The sequence below is a fragment of the Lactobacillus kullabergensis genome (assembly GCF_000967195.1).
Lineage (GTDB): Bacteria > Bacillota > Bacilli > Lactobacillales > Lactobacillaceae > Lactobacillus > Lactobacillus kullabergensis.
Window position 1 is genome coordinate 645,353 of the sequence record NZ_KQ033871.1, and the last position, 10,382, is coordinate 655,734.

Consider the following 10,382-nt stretch of genomic DNA (forward strand, 5'->3'; position numbering starts at 1 on the left):
GAAAAACAACTAATGTTTTTATTTTACTAATTAAATAAAAGGATGACCAGAGGCTAGATAAACTTATTTTAATGAAAGCACATTCATATTTAATTAAAAAAGCGGGAGAAATAGTTGCTTGTATTGAAATTTATGGTCCTCTGCGGTAAGATAATATCGTTAATAATGAGAAAAGAAAGAAGGATTCTTAAATGTCAGGACACTCAAAATGGCACAATATTCAAGGCCGCAAGAATGCACAAGACGCAAAGAGGGGTAAGATTTTCCAAAAATTATCTCGTGAAATTTACATGGCTGCAAAGAACGGTGGTCCTGACCCTTCCGGAAATCCTAACTTGCGTATGGTAATGGACAAGGCTCATGCTAACAATATGCCTAAGTCGAATATTGACCGTGCTATTAAAAAGGCAGAGGGCAATTCAGAAGAGCATTATGATGAAATCACTTATGAAGGATACGCACCAGGTGGTGTAGCTATCTTTGTTGAAGCATTAACTGATAATAAGAATCGGACTGCTTCTGCTGTAAGAGTTGCTTTCACCAGAAATGGTGGTTCTTTAGGAGCAACTGGTTCTGTTGCTTATATGTTCAATCGTAAAGGTTATATTGTCATTGACCGCACAACTACTGATGCTGATGAAGATCAGATGTTACTTGACGTAATGGATGCTGGTGGAGATGACTTGCAAACCAGCGATGATGCTTATGAAATTTATACAGATCCAAAACAATTTGCGCAGGTTCGTGATGCACTCGAAAAAGATGGCTATAAGTTAGCCAACGCAGAATTGACAATGATACCTGAAAACACAACACCTGTTCCAGAGGATAAAAAAGAGCAATTTGACCATTTAGTTGATGCTCTGGAAGATGATGATGATGTTCAGAATGTTTATACGGCTGCAGCTGACGAAGAATAAGAAAAATCTTATTTGATTGTTTCTCCAGAATTGATTAGTCAATTCTGGAGAATTTTTTTACTTAATTTTCGGAAGCTTTAGTTTTTTCTGCGCGATCTTCTTCCATAATAAAACGGAGCATGTTGACATATTTTTCAGGTACATGTTGACCTTCATATAATAACTGAACATTTTTATTAGCTATATCCAGGCAGTCTTTTTTATTACTACCTTTTTCTTGACCTAATAAATAATCAGTAGAAACGTTCAGTTCTCGAGCTACCTTAGTCAAAGATTCCGTGGAAGGTTTAATAGTTTTCCACCTATAAATACTATTTTCACCAATTTTGGCTTTTCTAGCAAGTTCTTTAATAGACATGCCATGTTTTTTAGCGGTATCAAAAATACGCGAATATACATTCATTCAAATTCTTCCTTAAAAAAGTATCACAAATGATTGTATTTGTGCTTGACCGCTATCATAAATGGTAATATAATAAAAGCATCCACATAGTGGTCGGCATGATTTTTATCATCGTGTTAACTAATTTAGTAGTCTGCGTTCAACATCGACTACTTTTTTATATACTTATATAGTATCACTTGTGGTAGTAGAAAAAGCAATATCAAATGTTGCAATTAAAAAAAACGGGAGGTTAGTAGTAGCCCAAATAAAATATGTTCAATGAAAATGTTCATATTTAATAATATCTGGGGCAAAGAAAAAATTTTTAGTAGATTTTACTTCTTTGTTAATGATATATACAAAGAGACAAAATAGCAATAAAAAATGTTTTATTGCAATGTATTGATTAGCAATCACAACTAATGGATTTTTACATATTCTTTTTACCTAGCATATAATTTTTGAATTGTAAGAATTCTAATAGTTGGCTTAGGCTGTAATCAGGTTATTTGATTACAACTTAGATTGCTAATCAATATTTTATCAAAAAATATTATATATGTATTTATTATAGCTAAAATTTATCAGTCTCTTTTTTATAACACCTATAACGGTAGATGATAAGGTAAAAATTTGGGAATAAAGAGACATTAAGATGCTAACTTCATTAAAAATTGAATGCTATGAAAAAATGAAACTTGAAAGAGTGGATTAACTTTTTTGGCGTAATAACCGATGATGGGTTTAATTTTTAAGTGAAGTTTATAGATACATATAGGAAAAATGTAAAATTAAGTTAATGATAAAATTGTCTTTTGTTTTTGGTTAAAATTAATAATAAAATAATATATTTTTAAATATTAATGAATAGTTTGCCATAATGAAAAATTGAAAATTGGGGATAACCCTATTTACCTTTTGATAATACTTAAATAATGGGTTTAATAAAAAACTTATATGCAAGCTGCGCTAACTTATATTATTATGAAAAATTGGTAATTGAGACTACAAAAAAGACTTGAATCTGACAGAGTTTTTTCTTTAACTCAGTTAAAAACCAATAGTAATTTTAATTTAAGAACAAAAATTTATTGCTTTTTGACTTAATTATGCTTACCTCTGAAATTATTAAATAGAAAGGGGAGTGATGCCAATAAGTTTCAACCTTAAATATCAACTCATTATCTGTGAAGATCTAATTTTATTATTCCTAGTGTTTATTCATATAATAAAAAATTTTTCTATCTAAATAAGTATGTTTTTAAAATCGCAGTAAGAATAGGTATTTAATGGATTAAAGCAACACGAAAGTGTTGTTTTTTGTTTGAAACAAACACTCAAAACCAAACATTTTTCTCTATTTCATTATATAAGAATTGCAAAAGAGGTGGCGGAAAATATGGCTATAATTGGACTTGACCATTTAGTACTTACAGTTAAAGCTACAAGTAACTTAATAGGGACAAAATTTCTGAAACCTTTTATCCTCCAAGTAGTAATGCAAAATCTAACAGATGAACAGTTAAAAAAGGAATCTGGGAAATATGTTGACTATTTTTTAAGCAACAAATAACTTTCTTTCTCATAGTTATTTTTAGCTAAGCTCAAACAATTGTGCGAGCTTTTTTTGTTATGTGAGAAAAATTCTTTTTTTTGCGTAATTAATAATGGAAGCAAGATGAGGAGGTTTTTATGAAAATCAAAGAAGCTGTTAATTCTTTAATTGAAGATGCAATAAATAAGCATTCAAGTGACATTTTCTTTTTAATGCGGGGAGTTAATCTAGTTGTTAGATTTCGCACAATTATTGGTATAGAAAAGCAGGCTGAATATTCAATAAAAGAAGGCAAAGAAATGATCAATTTTTTAAAATTTGCTGCTCAAATGGATATAGCCGAACATCGCAGACCACAAGTAGGAGCATTCGAATATGATTTTAAGGGACAAATATATTACCTGCGGTTATCAAGTATTGGAGATTTCAATGATCATGAATCGTTGGTAATTAGAATTATTTATCAGATAAGTACGGGTAAATATTTTTTTGATGAACAAATTGAGAATCTGAAAACTTTGGCTCAAAGAAGAGGCTTAATAGTTACTAGTGGCCCTACAGGATCGGGCAAAACTACAACTATGTATAACTTGGCAAAAATGATAGGTCAAAATCAGATGGTTATGACAATTGAAGATCCTGTAGAAATACATGAAATAAGTTTTTTACAAACGCAGGTTAACATGACTGCGGAAATCACATATTCCAAGTTGCTTGAAGCAGCTTTACGTCATAGACCAGATATTCTAATAATCGGTGAAATTAGAAATGCAATAACTGCGAGGCTGGCAATAGATGCTGCTCTAAGTGGCCATCTTGTTTTTGCAACTGTTCATGCCAAAAGTACTTTGCAGACTATTTCGAGATTGGAAAGTCTAAATATTAATACGGCTGATCTTTATAACTGTTTGACCGCTGTTAGTTATCAACGCTTACTGCCAACTAATACGGGTTTTGCCTGCCTAATGGATATTGACAGTGGGCATCAATTACAGGCAGACATAAGCAAGCATAAACGATGTGATTATGTTAATTGGCACCAAAATTTGGTCAGACTAAAGGAAAGGAAAAGAATTAGTGAACAGGTCTTTGAACAATTTCAGGCAGGATAAGCTAACAAATAAAGAACGGATTGAATTTCTAGAATATTTACAAAATAGTTTATCAAATGGCTTTTCGTTAAATACCAGTTTAGAAATGATGCCAATAATATGGCCTAAAAGAAAGAACTTGTTTAATAGATTAAGTAAAAGCGTTCAGTCAGGAAAAAAACTAAGTTTCGAAATGCTTAATTTGGGCTTTTCCAAGACTATTGCTACTCAGATTGAGCTGTCAATGGTACAGGGAAACCTAATTGAATGTCTTGCCCAAATTGCGACTCTAACTCGTTTGAAACATGAACAAATAAAAAAGTTAAAATCTGAAATGACATACCCTTTTATATTAGTGTTAATGATGATTTTTCTTTTATTGTTTATGCAGACTTTTATATCTAATCAGTTTGCTGAATCTGGTGAACATACTGGAGACTGCCTGTTATTACTTTTATTAATTTTGAGTTTAGGCTTAGTTTATTTTATGAGCAGAATACTTCTGTTACTAAGAAAACAAGATTATCACTCTTTGAGTAGACTTAGTCACTTTCCAGTTGTTGGGCCATTGATCAAAATTTATGTGAAATATATTTTGATCTATGATACAGGACTACTACTTGCTAGTGGCTTTTCCTTGCAAAAGATTTGTGACTATTCAGCAATGCAAGTTAAGGGATCTTTACAGCAATATGTGGGCACAAAAGTTGGTAAACAGCTTGCTAAAGGAATGAGTCCGGAAGAGATCATTAAAAATGAACAATTTTTACCCAATGAAATTCTGTTGCTGTTAAAAACTGGATCAAAAAGGGAAGACTTGAGTAAGAGATTTTTATTATTAGGACGATCTCTTTTTAATGATTTAGCACAAAAAATTGAAAAATTAATAGTAAATGTTCAACCTGTTTGTTTTATTTTAATCGGTTTATGCATTATTGGATTATATTTGAAGCTTTTATTGCCAATGTATGCAATGATGCAGGAAATATAGGAGAAAAAAGTGAAAAACATTTTGACAAAAATTAAATATCAGAAGCACAAAGTAAAAGGTTTTACTTTAATTGAGATGGTAGTAGTGGTTGCAATCATAGTAATGCTGCTTATAATCATTGCACCAAATTTAACAAAACAAAAAAATACTGCTAATGAAAGGACTAATGATGCTTTTAAAACAACCTTGCAAACTCAAGCTACACTTTATGAGGATGATAAAGACCGTAATGGTAAAGAAATTAACTTTCAAAATATGTTTGATGATGGCTACTTAACGAAGAAGCAATTCTCAAAGTCTAAAAACTATACTGTAAATGATGGTGTAGTTGAAAAAAATGCTAAATAAGTTCAAGTTGCAAGGATTTACTCTGGCTGAAATGGTTGTTACCCTCACTATTATGCTTGGATTAGTGGGTCTAGGCACTATAAAAATAAATGAATATAGGGAAAAGCTGATATTGGAAAACACGGTCAAAGAGATTAAAAGCTCTATTGAACATGCAGCAAGAAGATCAGCTATACAAAACCGCACAAGTATAGTCAGATATTATCCTCCGTCAAAAAAATTGATAATTATTGGTGGAAAAAAGCCGCAGATAATAAAAATAAAACCACAAATAAGTATAAGTAACTTAAGATTATTAAAAATTTCAATTAGTGGTTCGTTACCACCTCACACAATTACTGTTACTAACCATCACTATACACGAAGAGTGAAGTTGCAAATGACTTGGGGACGAGCAATTGATGATAAATAGGAAAAAGAGCGGGTTCTTAATGGCAGAAAGCATGATTGGTTTGATGATCGCAACAGTCGGTGTCATAATGTTAGCTTTAACAGTCAGAGAAAGTAGAATAATTGAGCGTAAAGTAGAACAAAAAACTGATCGCACATATGCTTGGAGTGTTTTGAAAAAGCATGGATTAAAAAGAATATTAATCCACGATCATATTTATGAGCTTAATGGTAATAATAGCATTTATGATATGGCAGAAAAAAAGACATACAAAATTAAAAACTAAAGGCTTCATTTTGGCGGAAGCAGTATTTGCGGTGTTTGTGACATTTGTGGTAGTTCTAATTTTACAGAATTTAGTAAAAAGTCTTACTCTAGCAAATAAAGTTCAGCATCGAACAGATGACATTGTATTTTCATATGTGCAACTAAACCGATTTATTAAAGAGAAACAGAATGTAAAAGCATTTACCTTACCAGAGAGATCTAATTCTGAAAAGGCTGTTTTTAAGAAAATTGATGCGCAAGGAAAAGATACAATATATCGTTTGACTCAATATAAAAATATGTTGCGCGTGACCACTCCCGAAGGCGGACATATGCCACTATTGTTAGATGTAAAAAGGTCTAGCTTTACAACCAATGATAGAATGTTGAAAATAGAAGTTACAGAAACAGACGGCAGAAAATCAGAATTATATTTTAAATTTAACTCAAGACCGACAAAAAATGAGAAAGAGAAGGTGTTAAATGATCGAAAACAAAAGACTAAGATTAAAAGCTAATGCTTTTCTTAGCAGTATTTTGGTATTAATCACCTGCTTAGTTTTTATTCAATTTTATCTAGATGTTTATCAAGAAAGCATGGAAAATGATTTTTTATTAATTGAGTACTTAATTAATGATTGATTCTCTTGCTCTAATTACCTTTCTTCTATTAAAATATTTAAGAGATAAGGGGAATAAGCAATGGATAATATTGAAAAACTGTTTAATAATTTCTTGGACTGTGTTAAATGCTTGCAAGAGGCATTAAATGTCTCATTTGGTGAAGCTCTGACAGAAACTTTTGATAATCTTGAAAATAGTCAAATTAAGGTTGAACTGGGAGCTCCCGACAAAAAAACGGTTCAAGAATTGAGTCAAAAATATGAAAAATTAGATTATAGCGGACTTTCTAATAAGCTAAAGCTGCAAATTTTTACTTATTTAACTTTAAAAGCAATTAATGAAGACGGGTTGGATGTTAATCAGATGCCGACACCTCCTGCGATTTCAACAGTAATTGCAATGTTTATGTTAAAACTTTTACCAAAGGAAAGGTTGATAATTGCCGATCCTGCTATTGGAACTGGAAATTTATTGTTTTCTGTAGTCAATCAGTTGAAAAGTGCTAATCACTCAAAGTCTGATTTTGAACTCTATGGTATTGATAATGATGAAGAAATGTTGAGCTTTGCTGATATTGAAGCTCATTTGAGTGATATTGATATTGAAATGTTTTGTCAGGATGCTCTAACTCCCTGGATGTTTAAAAGCCCTGATGTTGTTGTAAGTGACTTACCAGTTGGTTATTATCCAATTGATAAAAACGCTAAAAATTTTGCTACCAAATCTGAGAATGGACATTCGCTTGCTCATCTTTTATTTATTGAACAGATCATTAAAAATCTTAAAGCCGGTGGCTATGCTTTCCTGATTGTGCCACAAAATATTTTGTCTGGCAAAGGTGGTGGTGACTTTATGCCATGGCTAACTGATAAGGTTTTTCTGCGTGCAATAATTGAGTTACCCGACAGTGCTTTTCAGAATAAATTTAATCAAAAATCAATTTTGGCCTTTCAAAATCATGGAAAAAATATCAGAAATAGTGAAGTTTTTCTCACAAAGTTAGATTCATTTAAAAGTGAACAAGACCTAATAAAGCTTAATGTTAAACTAAATGAGTGGTATACTAAAAACATTGATTGATTTGTGAAAATTTCAAAGTCAAGTTTATGGAGGAATTACATTTATGAAAAAAGTTTTAGCAATCAACTCAGGCAGTTCTTCATTTAAATATAAGTTGTTTGCTTTACCTGAAGAAAAGGTTTTAGCAAATGGAATTGCTGACAGAGTTGGTATTGACGGTTCTTCTTTTGAAATTGAACTGGAGAATGGTGAAAAACATTCAGAGAATGTTGCCATTCCAGATCAGGAAACTGCAGTTAATTTACTACTTGAAGCATTAAAGAAATACCATGTGATTAACGATTTGAGTGACATTGTAGGTGTTGGCCATAGAATAGTTGCAGGTGGAGAAGACTTTACTGATTCTGCTCTAATTGACAAGGAAAAACTTCAAAAGATTTATGATTTGAAAGAATACGCCCCACTTCATAATCCGGCAGAAGGGAAGGGCATTGAAGCCTTTATGAAATTACTGCCTGGTGTTCCTGAAGTAGGCGTTTTCGATACCTCATTCCATCAAACTTTAGATCCTGTGCATTATATGTATTCGATTCCCTATCATTATTATGAAAAATATGGTGTTCGTAAGTATGGTGCTCATGGTACTTCTGTTCGTTATATTGTAGGACGCGCTGCTCAGATGTTGGGTAAAGATGTTAAAGATTTAAGGTTAATTGTCTGTCACCTTGGTTCAGGTGCATCCATCACTGCAGTTAAAGGTGGTAAGTCCTTTGATACATCAATGGGCTTTACTCCATTGGCTGGTATAACTATGGGTACACGCTCAGGTGATGTTGACCCATCTGTTTTGCAATATATCATGAATAAAGACCATATTGATATCAATGAAATGATTGAGATTTTGAATGATAAGTCTGGTCTGCTGGGAATTTCTGAAATTTCTTCTGATATGCGTGATCTAGAGAATAATTCTGATAAAAAAGCTGATCTCGCTAGAGCTATTTTTGTAAATCGTGTTATCCAATATATTGGCTCCTATATGGTGGAAATGAAGGGCGCAGATGCAATTATTTTCACAGCAGGCGTAGGTGAGCATGATTCCGACATTCGTGAAAATGTAATGAAATCTTTTGAATTTATAGGCTTAAAGCCTGACTTGGAAGCAAATAAATCCAATGGCGAGAAGTTTATTACTAAACCAGATTCAAGGATTAAAGCTCTAATTATTCCAACTGATGAGGAATTAATGATTGAGCGTGATGTCGTTCGATTAGCACATTTGAATTAATAAAAACAAAAAAATTATGAACCGTTAAGAAACTTTCTTAACGGTTTTCTTTTACTTTGAAAATGAGCTAATATGAGGTTGATTTGCTGATGTTAGAAGTGACTTAGTTATAGAATTTACATATTTTGAATTAACAGTTAACATAAATAAATGTTTAAAACCCTTTAGATATACAATTTTTTATTTTGAAAATTTCTGTATAATGAAAAGTAAGCTTGGAGGCCAGGCTATACAATAACTAACTATTGGAAAGAAACATAAATGATTAAATTAGTAGCTGTTGATGTTGATGATACTTTATTAAATAGTCAAGGTAAGATTCTAGAATCTTCTCGAGAAGCAATTACAAAAGCAATTAGCAAAAATGTTAAAGTGGTCTTATCTTCAGGAAGGCCCTATGCTGGAGTTAAAAAATTCATTGATGAATTGGCGTTGAATAACAATAATCAATATGTAATAACTTTTAATGGTGCCGTAATTGAAACAGGGTTGCACGTAAAATTACTTGAGAAATGTTTGTCTGCAAAAACTTATGAAGCAATTGACAAATTTAGTCAGAAAAACAAAGTTTTTTATAATATTGTGAATGCTGACAGTCAAATTATTACCAGCAATTTGAATGTGAGTAGAATAACAGTAACGCAGGCATGGGAAAACAATGCCGGATTATTGATTAGGAAACCACAAGATTTATCAAGTAATGAAACTGTTATCAAAGCCGTTTTTGGCGATGAAAAAGAAAAACTAGATAAAATTGAAGCTGAAGTTAAGCATGTTTTTGGTCAAGATAATTATGTTGTCAGAGCAGCCGTTAATTTTTTAGAAGTAATGCATGCCAATGTTAATAAAGGTATTGCATTACAGTACTTAGCACAAAAGTTAAATTACAAAACGGAAGAAATAATGGCAATTGGGGATGAACGAAATGACATACCAATGTTTCAAGTAGCTGGAACTTCAGTAGTCATGGATAATGGTTCTGCAGAAGCAAAAAAACAAGCTGACTTTGAAACTGCATCGAATGATCAAGATGGTATAGCCTTGGATTTTGAAAAATTTGTTTTTTGATAAATAAGAAATGATTTTATAATATTAGGCAAGTTTGCTATATTATGCTATAATTATTTCTACCCAAAGCGGGGGTGTTTTGGGATTCGACAGGCGTAGATTCGCATTGACTGCGGTTCGTAGGTCACGTCTACGTAAAAACGTCACAGTTTTATAACTGCAAATAAAGAAAATTCTTACGCATTAGCTGCCTAGTTTAGGCGCATGTGTTGCTTGTTTTCAGATTACTCACGTCTGAATTCAAGTATCAACTTAGTGAGTTACGTTTAACTACCTCATCTGAATAGTTAAAAAGAGTCATTTCAGGTTAGCTAGTCCATACTAGCCCTGTTATATGGCGTTTTGGACTAGTGAAGTTCAAATAATGTAACTATGATCGTAGATGTCAGTGACGGAATGCGTTTGGACAGGGGTTCAATTCCCCTCACCTCCAT

General features: G+C 32.2%; 12 protein-coding genes and 1 other RNA gene. 12 read left to right on the plus strand and 1 reads right to left on the minus strand.

Going from position 1 to position 10,382, the window contains the following annotated elements; all coding sequences use genetic code 11:
* The first annotated feature begins 191 nt into the window (after positions 1-191).
* A complete protein-coding gene (locus JF76_RS03675; protein WP_045927859.1) occupies positions 192-920 on the plus strand; it encodes a YebC/PmpR family DNA-binding transcriptional regulator in 729 nt (242 codons plus the stop codon).
* A gap of 61 nt (positions 921-981) precedes the next feature.
* On the opposite strand, the gene JF76_RS03680 is transcribed toward JF76_RS03675, so the two are convergent.
* Entirely contained in the window at positions 982-1,323 is a 342-nt protein-coding gene (locus JF76_RS03680; RefSeq protein ID WP_045927860.1) for a helix-turn-helix domain-containing protein, read from the minus strand.
* A gap of 1,381 nt (positions 1,324-2,704) precedes the next feature.
* Here JF76_RS03680 and JF76_RS10210 point away from each other — a divergent pair.
* The 11 genes from JF76_RS10210 to ssrA all read left to right on the plus strand — a co-directional run bounded on the left by JF76_RS10210 (position 2,705) and on the right by ssrA (position 10,382).
* Positions 2,705-2,878: a hypothetical protein gene (locus tag JF76_RS10210; protein ID WP_156962750.1), complete on the plus strand. Its 174-nt coding sequence runs from the start codon at positions 2,705-2,707 to the stop codon at positions 2,876-2,878.
* 119 nt (positions 2,879-2,997) lie between these two features.
* Complete coding sequence (gene comGA / locus JF76_RS03685; RefSeq protein WP_045927861.1) at positions 2,998-3,972, plus strand: competence type IV pilus ATPase ComGA; 975 nt, start codon at positions 2,998-3,000, stop codon at positions 3,970-3,972.
* The gene (locus JF76_RS03690) at positions 3,938-4,942 is read left to right on the plus strand and encodes a type II secretion system F family protein (protein ID WP_045927862.1); all 1,005 of its coding nucleotides are present in this window, start codon (positions 3,938-3,940) and stop codon (positions 4,940-4,942) included. Before comGA ends, JF76_RS03690 begins: the two co-directional genes overlap by 35 nt.
* 9 nt (positions 4,943-4,951) lie before the next feature.
* On the plus strand, positions 4,952-5,290 hold the full coding sequence (comGC, locus tag JF76_RS03695; protein ID WP_052697058.1) for a competence type IV pilus major pilin ComGC: 339 nt from the start codon (positions 4,952-4,954) through the stop codon (positions 5,288-5,290).
* The gene (locus JF76_RS03700) at positions 5,280-5,702 is read left to right on the plus strand and encodes a pilus assembly FimT family protein (RefSeq protein ID WP_156962751.1); all 423 of its coding nucleotides are present in this window, start codon (positions 5,280-5,282) and stop codon (positions 5,700-5,702) included. Before comGC ends, JF76_RS03700 begins: the two co-directional genes overlap by 11 nt.
* Positions 5,692-5,967 (plus strand): hypothetical protein, encoded by a 276-nt coding sequence (locus JF76_RS03705; RefSeq protein WP_156962752.1) that lies wholly within the window; start codon positions 5,692-5,694, stop codon positions 5,965-5,967. The genes JF76_RS03700 and JF76_RS03705 overlap by 11 nt, the downstream gene beginning before the upstream one ends.
* Positions 5,968-5,977: 10 nt before the next feature.
* Positions 5,978-6,466 carry a ComGF family competence protein gene (locus tag JF76_RS03710; protein ID WP_161779299.1) on the plus strand — a complete coding sequence of 163 codons (489 nt, stop codon included), beginning with the start codon at positions 5,978-5,980 and terminating at the stop codon, positions 6,464-6,466.
* 184 nt (positions 6,467-6,650) lie between these two features.
* Positions 6,651-7,652: a class I SAM-dependent methyltransferase gene (locus JF76_RS03715; RefSeq protein ID WP_034977650.1), complete on the plus strand. Its 1,002-nt coding sequence runs from the start codon at positions 6,651-6,653 to the stop codon at positions 7,650-7,652.
* 43 nt (positions 7,653-7,695) lie between these two features.
* Positions 7,696-8,880, plus strand: coding sequence for an acetate/propionate family kinase (locus tag JF76_RS03720; RefSeq protein ID WP_045927865.1), 1,185 nt, complete (start codon positions 7,696-7,698; stop codon positions 8,878-8,880).
* 261 nt (positions 8,881-9,141) lie between these two features.
* Positions 9,142-9,948, plus strand: coding sequence for a Cof-type HAD-IIB family hydrolase (locus JF76_RS03725; RefSeq protein WP_045927866.1), 807 nt, complete (start codon positions 9,142-9,144; stop codon positions 9,946-9,948).
* Positions 9,949-10,018: 70 nt separating this feature from the next.
* Positions 10,019-10,382, plus strand: a transfer-messenger RNA (tmRNA) gene (gene ssrA / locus JF76_RS10070).

What these genes read in the sequence shown, in the direction of transcription:
- JF76_RS03675 (WP_045927859.1), top strand. Translation starts at nt 192, where the DNA reads ATGTCAGGACACTCAAAATGGCACAATATTCAAGGCCGCAAGAATGCA.
- JF76_RS03680 (WP_045927860.1), bottom strand. Translation starts at nt 1,323, where the DNA reads ATGAATGTATATTCGCGTATTTTTGATACCGCTAAAAAACATGGCATG.
- JF76_RS10210 (WP_156962750.1), top strand. Translation starts at nt 2,705, where the DNA reads ATGGCTATAATTGGACTTGACCATTTAGTACTTACAGTTAAAGCTACA.
- comGA (WP_045927861.1), top strand. Translation starts at nt 2,998, where the DNA reads ATGAAAATCAAAGAAGCTGTTAATTCTTTAATTGAAGATGCAATAAAT.
- JF76_RS03700 (WP_156962751.1), top strand. Translation starts at nt 5,280, where the DNA reads ATGCTAAATAAGTTCAAGTTGCAAGGATTTACTCTGGCTGAAATGGTT.
- JF76_RS03705 (WP_156962752.1), top strand. Translation starts at nt 5,692, where the DNA reads ATGATAAATAGGAAAAAGAGCGGGTTCTTAATGGCAGAAAGCATGATT.
- JF76_RS03715 (WP_034977650.1), top strand. Translation starts at nt 6,651, where the DNA reads ATGGATAATATTGAAAAACTGTTTAATAATTTCTTGGACTGTGTTAAA.
- JF76_RS03720 (WP_045927865.1), top strand. Translation starts at nt 7,696, where the DNA reads ATGAAAAAAGTTTTAGCAATCAACTCAGGCAGTTCTTCATTTAAATAT.
- JF76_RS03725 (WP_045927866.1), top strand. Translation starts at nt 9,142, where the DNA reads ATGATTAAATTAGTAGCTGTTGATGTTGATGATACTTTATTAAATAGT.